The organism is Streptomyces sp. NPDC111507 (assembly GCF_055638955.1).
In genome coordinates this window covers 241,956-262,897 of record NZ_JBVKBU010000001.1, presented here as the reverse complement: position 1 = coordinate 262,897, position 20,942 = coordinate 241,956, and the positions used below count along the sequence as shown (strand labels likewise).

22 protein-coding genes are annotated in these 20,942 nt (G+C 70.9%); 9 read left to right on the top strand and 13 right to left on the bottom strand.

Going from position 1 to position 20,942, the window contains the following annotated elements; all coding sequences use genetic code 11:
- Nucleotides 1-7: 7 nt before the first annotated feature.
- From ACZ7M2_RS01200 to ACZ7M2_RS01190, 3 genes are all read right to left on the bottom strand, one after another.
- Entirely contained in the window at nucleotides 8-2,029 is a 2,022-nt protein-coding gene (locus ACZ7M2_RS01200) for an ABC transporter ATP-binding protein (RefSeq protein WP_471593655.1), read from the bottom strand.
- 176 nt (nucleotides 2,030-2,205) lie between these two features.
- The gene (locus ACZ7M2_RS01195) at nucleotides 2,206-2,652 is read right to left on the bottom strand and encodes a hypothetical protein (RefSeq protein ID WP_352046481.1); all 447 of its coding nucleotides are present in this window, start codon (nucleotides 2,650-2,652) and stop codon (nucleotides 2,206-2,208) included.
- Nucleotides 2,649-3,338, bottom strand: coding sequence for an ATP-binding protein (locus ACZ7M2_RS01190; RefSeq protein ID WP_471593654.1), 690 nt, complete (start codon nucleotides 3,336-3,338; stop codon nucleotides 2,649-2,651). Before ACZ7M2_RS01190 ends, ACZ7M2_RS01195 begins: the two co-directional genes overlap by 4 nt.
- 289 nt (nucleotides 3,339-3,627) lie before the next feature.
- Here ACZ7M2_RS01190 and ACZ7M2_RS01185 point away from each other — a divergent pair, with 289 nt between their 5' ends.
- Both ACZ7M2_RS01185 and ACZ7M2_RS01180 read left to right on the top strand, forming a co-directional pair.
- Nucleotides 3,628-4,488: a helix-turn-helix domain-containing protein gene (locus ACZ7M2_RS01185; protein ID WP_471593653.1), complete on the top strand. Its 861-nt coding sequence runs from the start codon at nucleotides 3,628-3,630 to the stop codon at nucleotides 4,486-4,488.
- Nucleotides 4,489-4,767 carry a DUF397 domain-containing protein gene (locus ACZ7M2_RS01180; RefSeq protein WP_190170257.1) on the top strand — a complete coding sequence of 93 codons (279 nt, stop codon included), beginning with the start codon at nucleotides 4,489-4,491 and terminating at the stop codon, nucleotides 4,765-4,767.
- Between the two features lie 162 nt (nucleotides 4,768-4,929).
- On the opposite strand, the gene pdxR is transcribed toward ACZ7M2_RS01180, so the two are convergent.
- Nucleotides 4,930-6,369: a MocR-like pyridoxine biosynthesis transcription factor PdxR gene (gene pdxR, locus ACZ7M2_RS01175; RefSeq protein WP_471593652.1), complete on the bottom strand. Its 1,440-nt coding sequence runs from the start codon at nucleotides 6,367-6,369 to the stop codon at nucleotides 4,930-4,932.
- Between the two features lie 47 nt (nucleotides 6,370-6,416).
- Between pdxR and ACZ7M2_RS01170 the strand changes: the two genes are divergently transcribed.
- Nucleotides 6,417-6,944 (top strand): carboxymuconolactone decarboxylase family protein, encoded by a 528-nt coding sequence (locus ACZ7M2_RS01170; protein WP_471593651.1) that lies wholly within the window; start codon nucleotides 6,417-6,419, stop codon nucleotides 6,942-6,944.
- 49 nt (nucleotides 6,945-6,993) lie between these two features.
- On the opposite strand, the gene ACZ7M2_RS01165 is transcribed toward ACZ7M2_RS01170, so the two are convergent.
- From ACZ7M2_RS01165 to ACZ7M2_RS01155, 3 genes are all read right to left on the bottom strand, one after another.
- Complete coding sequence (locus ACZ7M2_RS01165; RefSeq protein ID WP_471593650.1) at nucleotides 6,994-8,481, bottom strand: glutamate synthase subunit beta; 1,488 nt, start codon at nucleotides 8,479-8,481, stop codon at nucleotides 6,994-6,996.
- A gap of 157 nt (nucleotides 8,482-8,638) precedes the next feature.
- Nucleotides 8,639-9,118 (bottom strand): anthrone oxygenase family protein, encoded by a 480-nt coding sequence (locus ACZ7M2_RS01160; RefSeq protein ID WP_352046476.1) that lies wholly within the window; start codon nucleotides 9,116-9,118, stop codon nucleotides 8,639-8,641.
- Nucleotides 9,119-9,349: 231 nt separating this feature from the next.
- Nucleotides 9,350-10,045: a DUF2293 domain-containing protein gene (locus tag ACZ7M2_RS01155; protein ID WP_471593649.1), complete on the bottom strand. Its 696-nt coding sequence runs from the start codon at nucleotides 10,043-10,045 to the stop codon at nucleotides 9,350-9,352.
- A 398-nt stretch (nucleotides 10,046-10,443) separates the two neighbouring features.
- On the opposite strand from ACZ7M2_RS01155, the gene ACZ7M2_RS01150 reads away from it, so the two are divergent.
- Together ACZ7M2_RS01150 and ACZ7M2_RS01145 are read left to right on the top strand one after the other, a co-directional pair.
- Complete coding sequence (locus ACZ7M2_RS01150) at nucleotides 10,444-11,076, top strand: nucleoside/nucleotide kinase family protein (protein ID WP_471593648.1); 633 nt, start codon at nucleotides 10,444-10,446, stop codon at nucleotides 11,074-11,076.
- Between the two features lie 128 nt (nucleotides 11,077-11,204).
- Nucleotides 11,205-11,633 (top strand): CBS domain-containing protein, encoded by a 429-nt coding sequence (locus ACZ7M2_RS01145; protein WP_352046473.1) that lies wholly within the window; start codon nucleotides 11,205-11,207, stop codon nucleotides 11,631-11,633.
- A gap of 85 nt (nucleotides 11,634-11,718) precedes the next feature.
- Here ACZ7M2_RS01145 and corA read toward each other — a convergent pair whose 3' ends face one another.
- Nucleotides 11,719-12,846, bottom strand: coding sequence for a magnesium/cobalt transporter CorA (gene corA / locus ACZ7M2_RS01140; RefSeq protein ID WP_352046472.1), 1,128 nt, complete (start codon nucleotides 12,844-12,846; stop codon nucleotides 11,719-11,721).
- A gap of 259 nt (nucleotides 12,847-13,105) precedes the next feature.
- On the opposite strand from corA, the gene ACZ7M2_RS01135 reads away from it, so the two are divergent.
- Nucleotides 13,106-13,897, top strand: coding sequence for a methyltransferase domain-containing protein (locus tag ACZ7M2_RS01135; RefSeq protein WP_471593647.1), 792 nt, complete (start codon nucleotides 13,106-13,108; stop codon nucleotides 13,895-13,897).
- Nucleotides 13,898-13,902: 5 nt separating this feature from the next.
- Here the strand turns inward: ACZ7M2_RS01135 and ACZ7M2_RS01130 are convergent, their stop codons facing one another.
- Together ACZ7M2_RS01130 and ACZ7M2_RS01125 are read right to left on the bottom strand one after the other, a co-directional pair.
- Entirely contained in the window at nucleotides 13,903-14,820 is a 918-nt protein-coding gene (locus ACZ7M2_RS01130) for a carbohydrate kinase family protein (RefSeq protein WP_471594494.1), read from the bottom strand.
- A gap of 71 nt (nucleotides 14,821-14,891) precedes the next feature.
- Nucleotides 14,892-15,797 carry a pseudouridine-5'-phosphate glycosidase gene (locus ACZ7M2_RS01125; RefSeq protein ID WP_471593646.1) on the bottom strand — a complete coding sequence of 302 codons (906 nt, stop codon included), beginning with the start codon at nucleotides 15,795-15,797 and terminating at the stop codon, nucleotides 14,892-14,894.
- A gap of 97 nt (nucleotides 15,798-15,894) precedes the next feature.
- On the opposite strand from ACZ7M2_RS01125, the gene ACZ7M2_RS01120 reads away from it, so the two are divergent.
- Together ACZ7M2_RS01120 and ACZ7M2_RS01115 are read left to right on the top strand one after the other, a co-directional pair.
- A complete protein-coding gene (locus ACZ7M2_RS01120; RefSeq protein WP_099923233.1) occupies nucleotides 15,895-16,323 on the top strand; it encodes a VOC family protein in 429 nt (142 codons plus the stop codon).
- A gap of 63 nt (nucleotides 16,324-16,386) precedes the next feature.
- Nucleotides 16,387-16,749, top strand: a complete 363-nt coding sequence (locus ACZ7M2_RS01115) for a cupin domain-containing protein (protein WP_471593645.1) — start codon at nucleotides 16,387-16,389, stop codon at nucleotides 16,747-16,749.
- A gap of 26 nt (nucleotides 16,750-16,775) precedes the next feature.
- Here the strand turns inward: ACZ7M2_RS01115 and ACZ7M2_RS01110 are convergent, their stop codons facing one another.
- From ACZ7M2_RS01110 to ACZ7M2_RS01100, 3 genes are all read right to left on the bottom strand, one after another.
- On the bottom strand, nucleotides 16,776-18,050 hold the full coding sequence (locus ACZ7M2_RS01110) for an MFS transporter (RefSeq protein WP_471593644.1): 1,275 nt from the start codon (nucleotides 18,048-18,050) through the stop codon (nucleotides 16,776-16,778).
- Between the two features lie 210 nt (nucleotides 18,051-18,260).
- A complete protein-coding gene (locus tag ACZ7M2_RS01105) occupies nucleotides 18,261-18,815 on the bottom strand; it encodes a methylated-DNA--[protein]-cysteine S-methyltransferase (RefSeq protein ID WP_471593643.1) in 555 nt (184 codons plus the stop codon).
- Between the two features lie 93 nt (nucleotides 18,816-18,908).
- A complete protein-coding gene (locus tag ACZ7M2_RS01100) occupies nucleotides 18,909-19,784 on the bottom strand; it encodes a glycerophosphodiester phosphodiesterase (protein WP_471593642.1) in 876 nt (291 codons plus the stop codon).
- Nucleotides 19,785-20,063: 279 nt separating this feature from the next.
- On the opposite strand from ACZ7M2_RS01100, the gene ACZ7M2_RS01095 reads away from it, so the two are divergent.
- A complete protein-coding gene (locus ACZ7M2_RS01095; RefSeq protein WP_471593641.1) occupies nucleotides 20,064-20,930 on the top strand; it encodes an MHYT domain-containing protein in 867 nt (288 codons plus the stop codon).
- Nucleotides 20,931-20,942: the final 12 nt, after the last annotated feature.

Sequence of the window (20,942 nt, the reverse complement as noted above, 5' to 3'; positions counted from 1 at the left end):
GCCGAGGTCAGCCCACTTTCGGAGCGGGCACTTTCGGAGCGGGCGCTTTCGTGGGCGCTTGCGCAGGAATCTTCGTCGCCACCTTCGTCGTGAACTGCTCGGCCTGCAAGGAGTACAGCTCGGAGTAGACACCGCCCTTCGCCAGCAGTTCGTCCGGACTGCCGGACTCCACCAGGCGGCCCTGTTCGAGGACATGCACCAGATCCGCGTGGCGGACCGAGGCCAGCCGGTGGGTGATGAGGACAACCGTCTGGCCACCGCCCGCCAGGGCCCTGATCTTGTCGAAGACCTCCAGCTCGGCCCGGGCGTCGAGCGCCGCGGTCGGCTCGTCCACGATCAGGATGCGACCACGGCGGTACGCGGCCCGTGCGATGCCCAGCCGCTGCCACTGCCCGCCCGACAGCTCGTGCCCACCGCTGAACCCGCGGGCGAGCAGCGTGTCCAGGCCGCGGGGCAGGTCCGTGACCACGTCCTCGGCCCCGGCCTCCGTCACCGCCGAGGCGACACGCTCGTCCGTCAGCGGCGCCGAGGCGCGGCCGACCGCCACGTTGACGCGGGCCGTGAACGGCCATCGTTTGAAGTCCTGCGCCACCATCGCGATACGTTCGGCGAGTTGCTGCCGGTCCGCGATCGCCGCGTCGACGCCGTCCCACAGGATCCGGCCCCGCTCGGGCGCGTACAGGCCCGCGAGCAGCTTCACCAGGGTCGTCTTGCCCGAGCCGTTCTCACCGACGAGCGCCACGATCTTGCCGAGCGGCAGACGCAGGGTGACGTCCGCGAGCGCCGGCCGGGTCGAGGCGCCCGGATAGGTGAACGTGACGTTCTCGAAGCGGATCTCGCTCGGATCGTCGGGGAGCGGCTCGCCGCCCACCGGGATCGCGCGCTCGGCCGCTTCCACGTACAGGCGCTGCAGATCGCCCACGAACAGGGCTTCCTCGTGGAGGGAGTTGACCTCCAGGACGAGCGTGTCGAGGCTCGCGGAGCCGGTTCGGATCGCGATCACGGCCGTACCGGCGACGGAGAGTGCCATCGCGCCGGCGAGCAGCAGTCCGCCGAGCGTCGCGTACGTCGCCACGGTGGCGATGCCCGTCCAGCCCGCCGCGACCAGGCCGGTGCGGGCGGAGAGACGGGCCAGGCGGGCCTGTTCCGCCTCGGCGGTCTCCGACATCGAGCGGAAGTGACGCAGCAGGAACGGGCCGACGCCGTGCACGCGGATCTCCGGGGCCGCGGCGGGCTCGGTGAGCAGACTGCTGATCAGATGCCCGGCACGGGCGTGCTGCACCCAGGTGTGGAAGGACTCGTAGCGGCGCCTGGCGATCGTCAGGGAACTCCAGGCACTCGGCAGGGTCATCGTCACGAGCAACGGCAGCAGGGCGGGATGCAGCACGGTCAGCACGCCCGCGGCCGCGATGAGCGAGATCATCGCGTTCACCACGCGGGTGGCGATCGCGATCATGCGGCGGGCCGAGGAGGCACCGTACTGCGCGGTGTCCAGCAGCTTGTGGAAGGCGTCGTCCTCGATCGCGGACAGTTCGACGGCCGCCGCCCGCTCCAGGTACAGCTCGGTGGCGACGCGTTCCACCTTGGGTTCCAGGCGCCCGGTGGCATACGTCGAGGCCGCCCGCAGCAGCGCGCCGAGCAACATGACGGCGGCGACCGTGATCAGCGCGGGGACCGCGCCGTGCAGCCGGTCCCCGACGGAGCCGCTCGTCATCAGCCGGCCCAGCACGATGTTGACGGCCAGCAGGCTCACCGCCTGCGCCGCGCCCCGGGCCAGTTCGGCGGACACCACGATCCGGGCGGCGCGGCGGTCCGCGGTCCAGGCGAGCCGGAAACTGGAGGCGAGCAGGGAAGGCAGCCGCGTCACCATCGCGCGGAAGTTCAACTCGAGGAACGCTTCGGAGTGCTGCGACCAGCCCATGTCGTAGCGCAGGGGACCGCCGAAGAGCAGATGTTCGGAGGCGGACGGCGCCGGTTCGTCGTCGTCGCGTTTCCTCTTGCGCGCTTTCCCTGTGGATTTCCCCACCATCGGCCTCCCCGGGAACGGATGAACGGTGCCCTCCCCAGGAACAGGGCCCTCCACTCGTGGTGATGGCGGAGTGCGGGGGGCGACCGGCGCACTTCGGACACACTTGCCGGCCCCCGAACCGGATGACGCGCCCGCTCGCCGACGGGAGGGTCACGCGCCGCTCGCCGAGCGGAGGATCACGCGCTGATCGGACGCGACCAGACGGGTGTCGTACCGGTGACGCGGCACAGGGCCAGATAGAGGGGGATCGGCGGGGTGTACGGAAGGGTGCCGGCCGGCTTGTGGATGAGGCCGGGGGCGTGCGGGGTGTCCGGTACGACCGCGCCGGCGGCGTAATGGGCGGGCGCGGGCCAGTCCAGGGCCACATCGGACTCGGAGGGCACGAGCCACCACCAGTGCGCCCCGTCGGCGTACACACAGCCCACCCGGGGCAGCCGGGTCATCAGCAGGGGCCCGAACCGGGCGGGCACCGCGACCGCGTCGCAGCCCAGCGGTACCGTCATGCCCTCCGGCACGGGGAGACGCCGCAGCGACCTGGACTCCGTCTGCTCGCGCTTCAGGCGGACCAGCGTGTCCAGGCTCAGGACCTGAGCACCGGGTCCTGTCGCCGACGTACTCCTCACAGCCTTCCCCGATCCCGGCTTCGTCCGATCGGGGGGATCCCCATGGTCCGCTTACCCCAGGAGGATTCCCTCCGCCAGGATGCCTCCGTCGCCGGGGATGCCTCCGCTCCCCAGGACCCTTCCGTCCCGGTGCCCCGGCCGTCGGCCGGTGGCTTCCGCGCGCCCCATCCGAGGTCGGAGCGGGCCGCCCCGGCACCCGTGGCGTCGGCCGTCGGGGAGCGGGGGAGATCCGCCCAGACCAGCAGCCCAGGCGCGGTGTCCTGGGCGCCCCAGGACCGGCACACGGCCGCGACGAGCAGCAGCCCCCTGCCGTGTTCCTCATCGGGACGCTGCGGGGAGGGGTGCGGCTCGTCAGGAGCGCATCCCTCGTCACGTACGGCTATCCGCACCAGGTCGTCCCCGTCGTGCAGTTCGCACAGCACACGCGCGCTCGCGCTGTGCACGATGGCGTTGGTGACCAGCTCGGAGACGACCAGGACCGCCGTGTCACAGGTGTCGTCGGACACGGCCCAGCCGGAGAGCCGGGCGCGCGTCAGATGCCGGGCCTGAGCCACGGAACCCGGGTGCGCGGCCAGCTCGAAGCGGAACCGGCGCGCGGCGGCGGCGCCGGGGCGCACCCCTGCGGCGGCACGCAGACCGGAGCGGTCCTCGGCGGCGTCTGTTCCTAAGGGCGCGGACGGAATCACGCTTGCCACTATCTCCCCGCCGTGAACACTTGGCAAGTGTCACTCTGAAAATTGCAGAGTGCCGTGTGACTCTGAGAAGGGCCGTGGCACACTGCTGGCAACAGCACGCCGAGCGGCGCCAGTTGGGATCGTCGAAGAAGTCGAGGAAGACGAGGCGGACCCCGAACGGCGCCGTCCGGTCTGTCAGGACGCAGTACCTGTTCAGAAGCGTTCAGAACGGCGTCGGACCGCTCACCACGGCATCCGACCGCCGCAGCGGCGTCTGTTCGGGACTCAGTGGAGGTGGGACGTGAGCGAACCGCGGTCCGCGCCGACGGTCGGCCAGGTCGTCCTCGGCCGGCGCCTACTGGACCTGCGAGAACGCGCGGGTCTCAAACGTGAGGAGGCGGCGCGCATCCTGCGTGTCGCACCCGCCACGGTCCGCCGGATGGAGATGGCCGAAGTCGCCCTCAAAATCCCGTACCTGCAGCTCCTGCTGAAGTCGTACGGGGTGTCGGACGAGGAGGCCGAGGCCTTCGTCCAACTGGCCGAGGAGGCCAACCGGCCCGGCTGGTGGCAGCGCTTCCACGACATCCTGCCGGGCTGGTTCTCGATGTACGTCAGCCTGGAGGGCGCGGCCACCCTCATCCGTTCGTACGAACCCCATTTCGTGCCCGGAATCCTGCAGACCGAGGAGTACGCCCGTGGGGTCCTGAAGTCGGGCGCCGTCGGCCAGACCAGACCCGAGGACATCGAGCGCCATGTGGCGCTACGCATGCAACGCCAGAATCTGCTCACTCGTGAAGGTGCACCCCGGATCTGGGCCGTGATGGACGAGACGGCCCTACGCCGGCCCGTCGGCGGTCCCGAGGTGATGCGCGCCCAGATCGACAAACTGATCGAGGCCACGAAGCTGCCCAACGTGACGCTCCAGGTCGTCCCGTTCTCCACGGGGCCGCACCCCGGCACGTACGGGCCCTTCGTGCTCTTTCGCTTTGCCATGCCGGAACTCCCGGACATGGTCTACAGCGAGTACCTGACCGGCGCCGTCTATCTGGACGAGCGTTCCGAGGTGGCGACCCACCTCGAGGTCATGGACCGCATGGCGGCTCAGGCCGCCACGGCACATCGCACGAAGGAGATCCTCCGGGATTTCCGCAAGGAGTCGTGAATGGACAACATCAAGCAGCGGATACGCAATGAGCGGATCCGCAATGAACGGATCTACAACGGGATGCCCGCCCGTGAACTGGGCAGCGAGGGCTGGCACAAGCCGTGGAGCGGCGGCAACGGCGGCAACTGCCTCGAGGCGATGAAGCTCGCGGACGGGCGTATCGCCGTCCGCCAGTCGGCGGACCCGGACGGGCCCGCGCTGATCTACACACCCGGCGAGATGACCGCGTTCATCCAAGGCGCCAAGGAGGGGGTGGCTGACTTCCTTCTTTCCTGAACTCTCTTGACATTGGTGCTGAATAAATTGGTGCTGAATTGATTACTTGCAGCGGTAGAAGACCGAGACCGAGACCGGCATCGAGACCGGCATCGAGACCGGCATCGAGACCGGCATCGAGACTGGGATCGAGACCGTAGGACCACGACAACAAACGTCGCTTTACCTGGCGGGGCGTCGGCCAAGAGGTGTCCGAGGACCCGGCGGCAGCGCCCCGCACAACGCCTCCAACGCCGCCCCGTACGCATGTTCCGAGGGCGTCGCGTAACCCACCACCAGCCCGTCCGGCGCGGACATCGTCGCCTCCGGATGCCGGAACTCGGCGAGTCCGTCGAGCGCGACACCCTGCCAGGTCGCGGCCTTGACGGCCGACCGCTCCGTCCCGGGCGGCAGCCGCAGCACCGCGTGCAGCCCGGCCGCGATCCCCGTCACCTCGATGTGCGGCGCTCGCTCCGCGAGAGCCGCGACGAGCCGGTCACGCCGCCCGCGGTACCGCTGCCGCATCCGGCGGACATGACGGTCGTACGACCCGGAGGCGAGGAAGTCCGCGAGCGTCAGCTGCTCCAGGACGCTTGCCCACGCCTCCCGTTCGCCCTTGACGGCGAGGACGGCGTCGACGTAACGGCGCGGAAGGACCATCCAGCCGAGCCGCAGCGCGGGCGACAGACTCTTGCTCACCGAGCCGATGAGGACGACCCGCTCGGGGTCCAGTCCCTGTACGGCGCCGACGGGCTTGCGGTCGTAGCGGAACTCGCCGTCGTAGTCGTCCTCCAGAATCACGCCGCCACGCGCGCGTGCCCAGTCGATGACGGCGGCCCGCCGCTCCGGGTGCAGCGGACCACCGGTCGGGAACTGGTGCGCCGGCGTGAGCAGCACCGCCCGCTCCCGGCCCAACTCGCCCACCTGGGCGCCGTCCTCGTCCAGCGGCAGCGGCACGGTCCGAACCGACGCGGCGGCCAGCAACTCGCGGTGGAAGCCGAGGCCGTACGACTCGACCGCCAGCGGCCCGCGCAACACGCCCGGGAAGAGCAGCCGCAGGGCGTGCGCGAAGCCCGAGCAGATCACGATCCGCCCCGGCTCGGTGCGCACGCCCCGCGCGCGGGCCAGGTACTCGGCGAGGGCCTCGCGCAGTTCCGAGCGGCCCGCGGGATCGCCGGGCCCGAAGGCCGCGTTGGGTGCCTGCTGGAGCGCCCTCCGGTACGAGGCGAGCCAGGCGGCACGCGGGAACGACGAGGCGTCAGGTGTCCCCTGCCGCAGATCGTGTAGGGGTCCACGCGCGCGTGGAGGTGCCTTCGGTACGCGCTCCGGGGCCCCCAGCGGTTCGGCGCGCTCGGCGACGCGGGTGCCCGACCCTTGCCGGGCGGTCAGCCAGCCCTCGGCGACGAGTTCGGCGTACGCGTCGGCGACCGTGTTGCGGGCCACGCCCAGGTCGGCGGCGAGCGAGCGGTACGGCGGCAGCCGGGTGCCCGGGGCGAGCCTGCCCTCGCGTACGGCCTCGCGCAGCGCCCGGATCAGCGCGGCCCGCCGTCCGCCCGGTCCGGACAGCTCCAGATGCAGGTCGGCGCCGATCCGCTGCGCAGAATTGACCCATGATTTCGCCATGAAAATGCACCCTACAGTCGGTCTTTCCAGTCCGTAGATTCATGGTCATGACGACGAACACGAACACGACGGACGCGACGAACACGACGAACACGAGGGGCATCATGAACACGACGGCCACCGTTCCCGCTCGCCTCGACTTCGCGAAGTCCGCCCCGAAGGTCTTCCGCTCCCTCGTCGGCTTCGACGCGGCGGCCCGCGACGGGCTCGACCCGGCCCTCGTCGAACTGATCCAGATCCGCGCCTCCCACCTCAACCACTGCGCGTACTGCCTCCACATGCACACCAACGACGCCCGCAAGGCCGGCGAGAGCGAGGACCGCCTGCACATGGTCCCGGTGTGGCGTGAGGCCCGGCACTTCTTCACCGAGAGGGAGTGCGCGGCCCTCGCCCTCACGGAGGCGATCACGCGCGTCGCCGACGCGGGCGTGCCCGACGACGTCTACGCGGAGGCCGCCGCCCACTTCGACGACCAGGAACTGGCCCATGTCCTGGCCCTCATCCTCACGATCAACACCTGGAACCGGGTCGCGCTGGCCACGGCGAAGGTGGCGGGCACGGACGAACGCCGCTGACCCGCACGGCAACGCAGGCCCGGTGTCTCGTGCACCGACCGGCGGAGCCCTACGCGGTCATGGGGCGGTCGTACGGTCCGATCGGCGCCGGCAGCTGCGATGTCCCGGCCAGCGCGCGGTCCACGGCGGCCGCCACCGCCCGCCCCTCGGCGATGGCCCACACGATGAGCGACTGCCCGCGGGCCGCGTCCCCGGCGACGTACACCTTGGGCACGTTGGTCGCGAAGTCGGTGTCGCGGGTGATCGTGCCGCGCGCGTCGAGGACCAGGCCGAGCTGGTCGATCAGCCCGTCGTGCCGGTCGGGCCCCGAGAAGCCGAGAGCGAGCAGCACGAGGTCGGCGGGGAGGGTCCGCCCGGAGCCGGGGACCGGGCGGCGCCGCTCGTCGACCTCGACCAGGTGCAGGGAGCGCACATGCCCGTCCGCGTCCCCGGTGAAGTGGAGCGTGGACGCCGCGAAGAGGCGCGCGTCCGCGTCCGCGGCGGGCGCGGTCTCCAGGTCGCGGGCTTCCTCGTGCGCGGCCGAGAGCCGGTAGATCTTCGGGTATGTCGGCCACGGCTCGACGTCCTCGTCGCGCTCGGCCTCCGGCTGCGCGTAGATGTCGAGCTGGGTCACGGACGCGGCGCCCTCCCGCACGGCGGTCCCCAGACAGTCGGCGCCCGTGTCACCGCCGCCGACGATGACGACATGCTTCCCGGCCGCGGACAAGGGGGAGACCTCCAGATCCCCCTCGCACACCCGGTCGGCCAACGGCAGGTACTCCATCGCCTGATGGATGCCGGCCAACTCCCGCCCCGGAACGTCCAGTTCGCGCCAGGCCGTGGCACCGACCGCGAGCACGACGGCGTCGTAGCGCGCCCGCAGCTCGGCCGCCCCGAGGTCCCGGCCGATCGTCGTGGACGTCCGGAACTTCGTGCCCTCCGCCCGCATCTGCTCCAGCCGCCGGTCCAGATGCCGCTTCTCCATCTTGAACGCGGGGATCCCGTACCGCAGCAGCCCACCGATCCGGTCCGCCCGCTCGTACACGGCGACGGTGTGCCCGGCCCGGGTCAGCTGCTGCGCCGCGGCGAGCCCGGCGGGCCCCGACCCGATCACCGCGACCGTACGGCCCGAGAGCCGGTCCGGTGGACGCGGCGGCGTGAAACCGTCCGCCCAGGCGCGGTCGGCGATGGCGACCTCGACGTTCTTGATGGTCACCGCGGGCTGGTTGATCGCGAGAACACAGCCCGCCTCGCAGGGCGCGGGACACAGCCGGCCGGTGAACTCGGGAAAGTTGTTCGTCGCGTGCAACCGGTCGCTCGCCGCCCGCCAGTCCTCGCGCGAGACCAGGTCGTTCCACTCGGGAATCAGATTGCCCAGCGGGCAGGCGTCGTGACAGAACGGGATACCGCAGTCCATACAACGGTCGGCCTGCCTGCTGATGATCGGCAGCAGCGCACCGGGGACGTACACCTCGTTCCAGTCCCGCACCCGTTCCTCGACGGGCCGACGGGGATTCTCCTCGCGCGGAGTGGTCATGAATCCCTTGGGATCGGCCATGGCCGTCTCCCTCACGTACGCGTACCGGTACGGGGCCGCGCGACCATCGAACGCCTTCGGCCCACGGCCCTGGGCGGCACTCCTTTCCCGCCACGATACGTCGCCCCCGAGTACCCTGCCGCTCAGCTGCGGGCCCCGGTCGTGGGGGCCGCCGGCCTCACGTGAGCGCCAGCGTGTACGAGACCGCCGCGGCGGCCGACGCGACCGCGCGGATGTGGTTCCACATCGTCCACTCGCGCACATACGAACGCCAGTACACGGCGGCCTCCGGCGTACCCGGGGCCAGCTTCAGCAGCGCGTCGTTGCGCGGGACGTTCGCGACGACCGTCACCCCGAACGTCCCGAACAGATACAACGCGCTGCCCAGCAACAGCTCCACCGTCCCCTCGTCGGGCAGCAGCACGAAGGTGACCACGGCGAGCACGGCACACAGCCCCGCCGACCCGACGAACACGAGCATGAACGGCGGGCGCACCGCGGCCACGTTGATCGCGTTCATCGCCGCCACGCCCTGCGCGGGCGGCAACTCGGCGAGCCCCCGCATCACGAACGTCGAGAACCCGCAGAACACCCCGGCCACCAGCCCGCAGCCGAGCACCCCCAGCACGGTCAGCACGAAATACGGTCCATCGATCATGACAACTCCCCCGTAGCTCCCCGAAGCCGAAGCCGAAGCCGAAGCCGAAGCCGAAGCCGAAGCCGAAGTCCAAGATCCTGAGATTCTGAGATCCTGCACGGCACCCACCGTCACCACAAGTGAAATCCCTTACTGTCACAGTGACCATGGCCGAGGGACGCGGCGGCATGCGCGAGCGTCCAGAACCGGATGGCACGTCTTCACGGGCACGCCGTCTCCAGGTGCACGCCGTCACGCGCGTGCCGCGAGCTCGTCCTGCCACCCCTCAAGCCGCGCCTCCACCGCGGCCGCGATCCGCCGGCGCGCCTCGTGCCGCGGCACGCCACTCATCAGCAACTGGTCGTACGGAGTGTCCGTGTGCCGTACGGCGGCACGGACCGCGGCCGTCACGGCGGCCTCGGACAGCGCACGGCCCGCGGCGCTGCGCCCCACCCGCCCGCTCCCGCGCACCGAGGCGTGCGCGGCGATCGCGTGCGCCCGGTCGACGGGACAGCCGGGAAAGAGCCCGCGTATCTCCCGCGCGAACGCCTCCGTGAACCGCAGATCCTCCGCCTCCCGCCGACGCGCGTCCCGAGCCCGCCGCCGCCGTCGCGCCTCCGCATCCGCCAGGCACCGCTCCTCGGCCCGGGCGAGCGCCGCCTCCTCGACGAGGACGCCCTGCCGCTCGTACCGGCTCTGCCGCCGGTTGAAGCGCACCACCACCGCCGACAGCGCGCTGCCCTCCCGTGACCGGCGCGTCAGCGCGGTGTCGCCCCGCGGCAGGAACACCAGGTGTCCCAGGTCCGCGCAGTCCAGACAGCGTGACTCCCCCTCTTCCAGCACCAGCAGCGCCAACGGCCCACTCCGGCACTCGACACAGCGGCGCTTCTTGAGCGGCTGGATGACGAGAAGTCCGCCATGGGGCGGGGGATTTGCGATCGGTGCCATAGGTCGTTCATTCCCCCGTCCGGGGCGGCTCCCTACGCGATGCCGCCCCCTTCTCGACGCCTCCTTCTCCTCGACCCGCCCCGTGTCCTCTTCGACCCGCCCCGCGTCCTCCTCGCCCCCCCCGCGTCCTCGTCGAGCCCCGCCTCGTTCTCGGCACCGCCTCTTGACCGACGCGGCCGCCCCCGGCCCACAGCCCCCCTCCTCGATGTCCCTCCCTCCTGGCCACGGCCCTCCTCTTCGGCGCGACCCCTCCCGGCCACATCCGCCCTCCTTGACGCCTCCCTCCCTGGTCGCGGCCCACGCCCGGAGTCGCGCGCGGCCTCCGTCCGCCGTCGCTGTCCGCACTCGCCCCTCGCCGCCCCCACGAGAGCGACGCGTGATCGCGGCATCATGGGCCTGTGCGACTCGAAGCGATCACCTGGGAACGGCTCGGCGACCTCCTCGCCGAGCGTCTGCTCGACCTGAAACCGGACGACGGCAGTCCGTGGCCGCGGATCGCCTTCGACGGAGCCCCCGCCGCTCACCCCGGTGACCTCGCCCACCGCGTCTGTGAGGCGCTGCGCATACGCGGCCGGTCCTCGCTCGTCGTCGGCACGGAGGGCTTCTTGCGCCCCGCGTCACTCCGGTTCGAATACGGTCACGAGGACGCCGAGGCGTACTACAACGGCTGGGTCGACACCGGCGCCCTGTGGCGCGAGGTCTTCGGCCCGCTCGACCCCGGCGGCGACGGCCGCGTCCTGCCCGACCTCTGGGACCCGGTCACCGACCGCGCCACCCGCAGCCCCTATGTCCAGCTCCCACCCGGCGGGGTGCTGTTGCTCCAAGGCCCCTTCCTGCTTCGGCACTGGTTCCCGTTCGACCTGAGCGTCCACGTCCTCCTCTCCCCGGGCGCCCTTCGCCGCCGCACTCCGGAACCTGAGCACTGGACCCTGCCCGCCTTCGAGCGCTACGAGACGGAGGTGGACCCGGGCGCCACGGCCGACGTCCTGGTCCGCGCCGACGATCCACGCCACCCCGCCTGGAACGGCTGAGCGGCGGCCACGAAAGCGCATCCCGGACTTCCGGGTGCGCGTGCCTGGGGACACGGCGAGAATGTAGGGCGCCGGGACTAGCGGTGTGTTCCGCGCCGCGCCGGCCGTCCGGCACCGGGAGGTACTTCATGACCACCGCCGGAGACATCATGCACCGTGGTGCCCAGTGGATCCCCGCTCACGAGACCCTGGACCGCGCAGCCCAGCTGATGCGTGAGCTCAACGTGGGCGCGCTGCCCATCAGCGACGAGAACGAACGGCTCTGCGGCATCCTCACCGACCGCGACATCGTCGTCGGTTGTGTCGCCATGGGCCACGACCCGGCCCAGGTCACCGCGGGTGAGATGGCCCAGGGCACCCCGCGCTGGATCGAGTCGGGCGCCGATGTCGGCGAGGTGCTCCAGGAGATGAAGGGGCACCAGATCCGCCGGCTTCCCGTGATCGAGAACAAACGCCTTGTCGGCATGATCAGCGAGGCCGACCTGGCCCAGCATCTGACGGACGAACAGCTTGCCGCGTGGGTCGAGAGCGTCTACTCGAGGAGCGCGGTGCGCTGACCGCGCGGACTCTCCCGACCGGGAGGGTCATGAGCGCGCACTCCCGCCCGGCCGGCCGTGCCGGGCGAGGGGCGGCTCACCGCTCTCACAGCCAGCCGTTGCGCCGGAACCCCCGGTACAGGACGAGGCAGGCGAGGGTGATCACGCCGATGACTATGGGGTAACCGAACCGCCAGTGCAGTTCCGGCATGTGGTCGAAGTTCATGCCGTAAAGCCCGCAGACCATCGTCGGTACAGCGATGACCGCCGCCCATGCCGTGATCTTCCGCATGTCCTCGTTCTGTGCCACCGTCACCTGCGCGAGGTGTGCCTGAAGGATCGAGTTGAGCAGTTCGTCGAAGGCGGCGACCTGCTCGGTGACCCGCAGCAGATGGTCGGACACGTCCCGGAAGTACGCCTGTATCTCCGGGGCGATCACCCGAATAGGCCGGGTGGCGAGCTCCTGGACGGGGCGGGTGAGTGGCACCACCGCCCGCTTCAGTTCCAGGAGTTCGCGCTTGAGCTGGTAGATGCGGCCCGCGTCCGCCCGCGCGCCGTTCTCGGCGAACACATCGGCCTCGACCTGGTCGATGTCCTCCTGGACCGAGTCCGTCACATGCACGTAGTCGTCGACCACATGGTCAGCGATCGCGTGCAGCACCGCGGCCGGGCCCTTGGCGAGTTGACGGGTGTCCGCCTCCAGCTCCTCGCGCAGCGGCCCCAGCGACCCGTGCCGTCCGTGCCGCACGGTGATGACGAAGTCGGACCCGACAAAGACCATGATCTCGCCGGTGTTCACCACCTCGCTGGTCGCCGTCAGCTCCTTGTGGTCGACGTAGCAGACCGTTTTGAACACCGCGAAGAGTGTGTCGCCGTACCGCTCGAGCTTCGGCCGCTGATGGGCCTCCACCGCGTCCTCTACTGCCAGCGGGTGCAGGTCGAAGAGGTCTGCTATGCCGGCGAACTCCAGGTCCGTGGGCTCGTGGAGTCCGAGCCAGACGAAACCCTCGTCGCTCTTGCGGATCCGCTGCACGGTCTCGACGAGATCACGTCCGCCCGGGACCCTGGCGCCGTCCTGATACGCCACGCAGTTCACCACCGCCGTGCCCAGCGGGGACCGGGCGTGGTGACTCAGGTCGACACGGGTACGCCGCCGGGCCAGCCGCGCCACCTTGCGGAGCCCACCGACCTTGCCGAGGCTCGTGACCTTCCGCAGATTCCCTGCCATGGACATCCGGAACTCCTTGCGTGGATCTCCTCGCGCCGCACTTTGCGCCCTGGCGTGCAAGTCTGCCAGTCCCTCTCGCTCGCCGGGAAAGCCTGTGGGAACGGAATGTTCCACTTCGTTTCGATGGTGCCGGGCGACATCGGACCAGACCGGCAGGGTTGTTGTCCGAGCGTCAGAGGCGTGCGGTGCCCGCGGTGACGCACGGGTGAGGAGAACGGGAGCGTCGGCGATTCCGGACAAGCCGGTCAACTGGGATGATCGCTGTATGACGCAAACCGACGGCTATCTCCTCGACAACCGGCAGACCGAGGCGGGGCAGCGCTTCGACGCCTTCGCCACTCTTTTCGACCCCACCACCTTCCGGCACTTCGAGCGCTTCGGCATCGGGTCCGGCTGGCGCTGCTGGGAGGTCGGCGCGGGTGGCACGTCCGTGGTGTCCTGGCTCGCCAAGAAGGTCGGCCCGACCGGGCGGGTCGTCGCGACCGACATCGACACGTCGTGGGCGGCCTCCGCGGCCCGCCAGCCGGTCGAGATCCGGGTGCACGACGTGGGCGCCGAGGAACCGCCGGGGGAGGGCTTCGACCTCGTGCACGCACGGCTCGTGCTGGTCCATGTGCCGGACCGGGAGCGGGCGTTGCGGTCGATGGTCAAGGCGCTTCGGCCCGGCGGGCGGCTTCTCGTCGAGGACGCCGACCCCGCGCTGCAACCGCTGCTCTGCCCCGATGAGCATGGTCCCGAGCAACAGCTCGCGAACCGGCTGAGGCACGGTTTCCGCAAGTTGCTCGCCGAGCGCGGCGCCGACCTTTCCTACGGCCGCAAACTCCCTCGCCTGCTGCGGGAAGCGGGACTGCGCGAGGTGGAGGCCGACGCGTACTTCCCCGTCACCTCGACCGCCTGCGCGGACCTCGAGTCCGCGACGGTCCGTCAGATCCGCGACCAGCTCGTCACCGCGGGAATCGCCACCAACGAGGACATCGACCGGCACCTGGCCAACGTGGCCTCCGGCTCGATGGACCTGGCGACCGCGCCGATGATCTCGGCCTGGGGACGCAAGTAGCGCCACTACCGGACCCGCGCCCCCTCGGGCCTGCCCCCGACCCGCTCCACCGCCATCGCCCCCGCCCTGCACCCCTCCACCGCCGCCGCCTCGGGCTCGGCGCCCGCGAGAAGGGCGGCGAGGAACGCTCCGGTGAAGGCGTCGCCGGCGCCCGTGGTGTCGCGAGGGTCCGCGGGCACCGCGGGGACGTGGGCCTGCACGGTGCCCGAGCGGGCCACCAAGGCCCCGTCAGGGCCCTGCTTCGCGACGACCAGGGGGACGTGGCGGCTCAACTTGGCCGCCGCGTCCGCCGGATCGGGCAGTCCCGTCAACAGGAACGCCTCGTCGCGACTGGGCAGCAGCAGGTCGACGCCCTCGGCGAGCGCGAGGAAACGATCCGCGCCCAGTTCCGTGAGGAACCCCGCCGACGCGGGGTCCAGGCTGACCGGTACCCCACGCGCGCGTGCCGACTCCATAGCCACCGACACCAGTGCCCGGCTCGGCTCGGAGAAGAACAGATAGCCCGACAGATGCAGCCGCGCGACACCGTCGAGCAGCGCGGGCGACCAGTCGTCGGGGTCGAGCCGCAGGGAGGCCCCGCTGTCGGTGAGGAACGTCCGCTCAGCCGAGGCACCCTGGTCCACCAGGCAGATCACCGTCCCCGTCGGCGCCTGCGGATCGACGACGAGGAGGGGGCGCACGCCACATGCCACCAGCTCACGCTCGTGCCAAGCGGCGGCATCCGCCCCCACCCGGCCCAGCAACCGCACCTCGGCGCGGCCCCAATGCGCCGCCCAGCACGCGACGTTGGCGCCGGCTCCACCCGGCAGGGTCCGGATCGCGGCGGCCGTGTCGGTGCCCGACGCGAGCGGCCCACGGTGCCGGGCGACGATGTCTGTGACCACGTCACCGACGACGAGCAGCGCTCCCGTCGCCGGGCCCACGTCCTGCCCGGCTCCGCCCCGGTCCCGCTGGTTCGCGCCCCGGCCCGGACCGCCGCCGCGATCCGTCCCGTTCACGCCCCGGCCCAGGCCGCCGCGATCCGTCCCGCGAGTCGTACGTTGCCGCGCACCGCCGCCAGATTGGCGCTCAGTGAAGCGCCGTCGGTGTGCCGCACCAGATGGTCGAGCAGGAACGGCGTCACGGCCTGCCCGCTCACGCCCTCCGCCTCGCACGCCCGCAACGCCTCGGCGAGCACGCGCGCGTGGAGCGCGGGATCGAGCTGCTCCTCCTCGGGGACCGGGTTCGCCACGATGAGCGCCGATTCCGGGCCGCCGAGCGCGTCCTGCGCGCGCATGACGTCCGCCACCTGTCCGGGGGAGTCCAGCGTCCAGTCCACGGGATGTCCCGAGTCGGACAGATAGAAGCCGGGGAAGCGGCCGGTGCCGTACCCGGCCACCGCGACGCCCAGTGTCTCCAGGCGCTGCAGCGTCGCCGGCACGTCCAGGATCGACTTGACGCCCGCGCACACCACCGTGATCCGGGTCCGCGCCAGCAGGCCCAGGTCCGCCGACTCGTCCTGCGTCACCGTCCATTCCCGGTGCACCCCGCCGAGGCCGCCCGTCGCGAACACGCGGACGCCCGCGAGAGAGGCCAGCAACGCCGTCGCGGACACGGTCGTCGCGCCGCTCGCGCCCGCCGCCACCGCGAGCGGCAGATCGCGGTGCCCCAGCTTGCGGATCCCGTCCTCGTTGGCGACCCGCTCCAGCTGCTCCTTGTCCAGTCCGACATGGGGCCGCCCGTCCAGCACGGCGATCGTCGCCGGTACGGCGCCCTCCTGCCGTACGACGTCCTCCAGCTCCAGCGCGACCTGCAGATTGCGCGGGCGAGGCAGCCCGTGCGCGATGATCGTCGACTCCAGGGCCACCACCGGCCGGCGCGCGTCGAGCGCCTCCCGCACCTCTTCGGACACCACGATCACGTGCCTGCCTCCTGTCTGTCGCCTTTCCTCATCTCTGGCGGACGGCGCGCCCGGTCAAACCCTTGCGGCCTGCGGCGTACGACACCAGCCTGGGGGCATGACGGACAACTCGGCACGACTTGACCATGTCGTTCTGTGGGTGCGCGATCCGGTCGCCTCGGCCGACTTCTACGAGAAGTCGGTCGGCCTGGAACCCGTGAGGGTCGCCGAATACGCGGAGGGGAAGGCACCGTTTCCCTCCGTGCGCCTCAATGGAGAGACCATTTTCGACCTCATGGCCCTCCCCATGGCCGCGTACATGAACATGATCCCGGGCGCCGCGGACAGCGCGGGGCACCCGGTCAACCACGTATGCCTGTCCCTCCAGGAAGCCGATTTCGACGCGCTGCACACACGCCTGGAGGAACGGTCCGTCCCCCTCTCGGGCTTCTCGTACGACTCCTTCGGCGCCCGTGGCATGGCCAAGCGCAGCTTCTACTTCCAGGACCCGGACGGAAATGTGTTCGAGGCGCGCCACTACGACTAGGTTCCGGGCTTTCCGACCACCCTCCGCGTGAGGCTTTCTCGCATGCCCTTAAGGTGACCGCTCATGACCACGAACACACGGGCCACCCCGTCCTTCGCCGTGCACATCCCCGACGCCGAGCTGGAACCGGAACCCCTGGACCCGGCTCAGATCGTCTCCGGTGATCCGGTGGTGAGCGGCAAGGTGCTGTGGGAGGCGGCCGACGGCAAGCAACTGCGCGGCATCTGGCAGATCACGCCCGGCGTGGTGACGGACATCGAGGCCAACGAACTCTTCGTCGTCGTCAGTGGCCGCGCCACGATCGAGGTCGAGGGCGGCGACGTGATCGAGGTGGGCCCGGGCGACGCGGCCGTGCTGCGCGAGGGCGACCGTACGACGTGGACCGTGCACGAGACACTCCGCAAGGCGTACCACATCAGCCTCTGAAGCAGCCTCTGAGGCCCCGTCGGCGCTCACCGGCGGCTTTGGCCTCGGCGCCGCGTGAACAGCGCCAGCCCGCCCAGCGGCACCAGCAGGCACGCGGCGAGGAGGTTCAGCCACCCGTAGCTCGCCTGTGCGACGACGAGACCGGCGGTCGCCCCACCGAGGCCGGCCGCCGTGTTCATGGTCAGGTCGGACACTCCCTGGGCGGCGGCCCGCGCGGCCTGGGGCACCGAGTCCGTCAGGAGCGCCGAGCCGGACACGAGCCCGGACGACCAGCCGAGGCCCAGGACGAAGAGCCCCGCGGCGATCTGTCCGTGGCTGCCGCCCGCCGTGCCCGCGAGGAGCGCCGCGCAGGCCAGCAGGCCCACGGCGAGTCCGATCCCCGAGAGCCGCCCGAGCCGGTCCGAGAGCCGCCCCATGAGGGGCGAGAACGCGTACATGCCCGCGATGTGGCCACTGATCACCAGCCCGATCAGATCGATGCTCGCCCCGTGGTGTCCGAGGTCGACGGGGGTCATCGACATGATCGAGACCATTGCGGTGTGCGAGACGGCCACGGTCACGAGCGCCAGCCTGGCCCGCGGTGAGGCGGCTACTGCGGCGAAGCCGGCGCGGATGGAACGCGCCTGAGCCGACTGCTCCTCGACGGGTGCCAGCGCCCGGGCGGTCAGCAGGGGATCGGGCCGCAGCAGCACGGCCATCAGCAGGGCGGAGAGGAGGAAGACCCCGGCCGCCCAGAGAAACGGCCCCGCCGCCTCGGGTATCCCGAGCTCGGAGACGCTGCGTCCGGCGGGCGCGGCGATGTTGGGCCCCAGCACCGCTCCGATCGTGGTCGCCCACACCACGTTCGAAATGGCCCGGGCACGCCGCTGCGGCTCCGCCAGATCGGCGGCCGCGAACCGCGCCTGGAGGTTCGCCGAGGAGGCCGCGCCGAAGCCCGCCATGCCGAGCAGCAGCAGCGGAAAGCTCCCCACACACGCGGCGACCACGACGACGCCCGCTCCCGACGCCCCGATGAGGTAGGCCAGCACCAGGCCCGGGCGGCGCCCCCGCGCGGTCATCAGCGCGGCCAGCGGCACGGAGAGTACCGCCGTCCCGGTGACCGTCGCGGTGGGCGCGAGCCCGGAGAGCGACTCGGTGCCACTGACCTGCTTGGCCAGCACGGTGGCCAGCGCGATGCCGGTGGCGACGCCGAGCCCGCCGAGGATCTGACCGGCGATGAGTACGGCGGTGATGCGGCGCCGCAACGCCGGTATCTCCTCGGCGTCCACGGGCACGGCGAGCTGCCGCTCGACGGCGGTCACGGCGCACACTCGGACGTGCTGGAATCGGCTCGGGTCACCGGCGCAGTTTCCAGCCCGCGCCCCCACATGAACAAGGGTTGTCGCGAGCTATGGGCGCTGTCGGCTCCGCAGGTACGGCAGGTACGGGCAGATAACGGCAGCCCGCACCGGGCACGGCAAGCACGGCAGGCACCGTAGACAGCCGCCAGCGCCGCCCATCAGCGCCGCCCGTCAGAACAACGGCTCCGGCAGCACCCCTTCCAGTGCCAGCAGCTTCCGCTTGGTCTCCAGGCCGCCCCCGAACCCCCCGATGCCGCCGTCGCTCTCCACCACCCGGTGGCACGGCACGACGACCGGCAGCGGGTTCGAGCCCATGGCCACGCCCACGGCCTGCGCCGCGCGCGGCTGGCCGACCCGCCGGGCCAGATCGCCATAGCCCACGACCCCGCCGTACGGAACTCCCGCGGCCAGCTCGCGCAGCACCTGACGGTTGAACCCGGAGATCAGTGACCAGTCCAGCGGCAGCTCGAAGTCCCGCCGCTCGCCCGCGAAGTAAGCCATGAACTGGCGTATCGACTCGGCCAGGAGCGGTGACCCGGGTGCCTCGACCGGCTGGGTGCCCAGACGCGCGGCCAGCCGCTCGAGCGCCTTGTCACGCACCGCGTCCGTGGCGTGGAACACCACGTTCACCAGGCCGTCCGGTGTCGCCGCCAGCAGCAGCGGACCGATGTCCGTGCCGACGACGGTCCACACCACCCGCTGTTCGTCCTGCCCATCGCTGTTCATGCGATCCACCGTACGATCCGCCACTGACAATGCCCGCGGCACGGACGCCGCCCGGCGTCCGCACCACGGGCGAAGAGACCCGCCGACAACCGATCAGGTCTGTTGCAGAGCGCTCCGGATCACGTCGGGCTTGTTCGTGATCACGCCGTCCACGCCGTAGCCCGCCAGGCGCCGTGCGGTGTTCGCGTCGTCGATGGTCCAGGCGAAGACCTCCATCGGCCGACTGTGCGGTCCGACGAGCGAGTGGACGGCGGAGACATAGCCGGCCGAGAGGGAGGCGTGGTCCGGGTTGATCAGATCGGCGAACCGCGCGTACTCGTGCAGGCGCGCGACCGACGGCTTGCCCAGGAAGGCCGTCGTGATCCCGGGGCGCAGTTCGTGGACCGTCCGCACGCTCTGCTCGCTGAAGCTCTGGACGACCAGCCGGTTCCTGAGATGGTCCGGATCCAGCCAGCCTTCGTTGCTCAGGACCTTGAGGGTCTGCCGCTCGATACCCGGATAGAGCTCGGGGTTCTTGATCTCCAGCACGAGCTTCTGGTGATTGTGCGAGACGCGGTTCATGTACTGCTTCAGCGTCGGCACACGGGTGCCCGCGTACCGGGGACCGAACCAGCTCCCCGCGTCCAGGTGCGCGATCTCCGCCGCGGTGAAGTCCTTGACCTTCCAGGGAGCCCGGTGCGGATAGACCTTCTTGACGTCGGTCGTACGCGCCAGGCTTGCGTCGTGAAGCACGACGAGCTCGCCGTCCTTGGTGCGCTGGACGTCGTTCTCGACCCAGCCGAAGCCCATCGCGGCCGCCTTGTCGATGGAGGCGAGGGTGTTCTCGGGCGCGTAGGCGGACGCTCCGCGGTGCGAGACGATCAACGGAGCTTTGCGCAGGGAGCCGGCCTGTGCGTGGGAGGTGGGCAGTATCAGGATGGTTCCCCCGACAAACGCGGCGGTCGTGGCGGCGGCAACGCGCGCGTGCATACGTACTCCTCGCGTCGAGCGATCACAGACAGATCAAGAGTGACAGCAGAGAGTCAACGACGGAGGGGTACCGGATGGACACGGATTGAATGGAGTTGACCAAGTCCGCACACTGACATCACACAGGTGCGGCGAGGTCGTGATTCTTTGCCGGAAAATCGTTCGACCATTCAGGTGAGGGTCATACTCTCTGCCTCGACCCTGGCCGTTGTTTCGGTCCCGAGGGTGGGGGCATTTCCGGGAATTTCTGGCGTAAAAGGGCGGAAAGGGCAGCCGCGCATGCAGGGCACGGTCGACGGCTTCAGTTACGGACTCGTCACACCGCTGGTGGCGTATCTCATGGCCTGCCTGGGCGGAGCGCTCGGCCTGCGCTGCACCACCAGATCGATGCTCGTCGCCCACTCCTGGCGGGCCGGCTGGCTCGCGCTCGGCTCGGTGGCGATCGCCTCGGGCATATGGACCATGCATTTCATAGCCATGATGGGGTTCGCCGTAAAGGAGACCCCGGTCCACTACGACAAGCCGACGACGTTCGCGAGCCTGGGCGTGGCCATCGTGATGGTCGGCATCGGGATCTTCATCGTGGGTTACCGGGGCGCCACCGGAACGGCGCTCTTCACCGGGGGCACCATCACCGGTCTCGGAGTCGCCTCGATGCACTACCTGGGCATGGCCGGCATGCGCCTCAACGGGAACCTCGAGTACAACACCCTCACCGTCTCCGCCTCGGTGGTCATAGCCGTCGTCGCCGCCACCGCCGCTCTGTGGGCGGCGGGGCAGGTCCGGGGATTCCTGTGGAGCGTGGGCGCCAGCCTCGTCATGGGCCTGGCCGTCACGGGTATGCACTACACGGGCATGGCCGCCCTCAGCGTCCACCTCCACGGCACGTCCAGCAGCCCCGGCGGCGACTCGGCCGCCGCACTGCTCGCCCCCATGATGATCGGCCCGCTGGTCTTCCTGTGTCTGGCGGGCGTCGTCGTGATGTTCGACCCGCTGATGGTCATGGGCAAGCCCGACTGGAGGCCCGCGGAGCACCGGCCCGGCGTCCCGGCCCACTCCACGGTCCAGTACGTCGGCCGCCGCCCCCTGCCGCGCGCCGGCCGGGAGCGCGGCCACCGCAGCTCGCGCACCCCCCAGAACTGGTGATCCGGGCCCGTT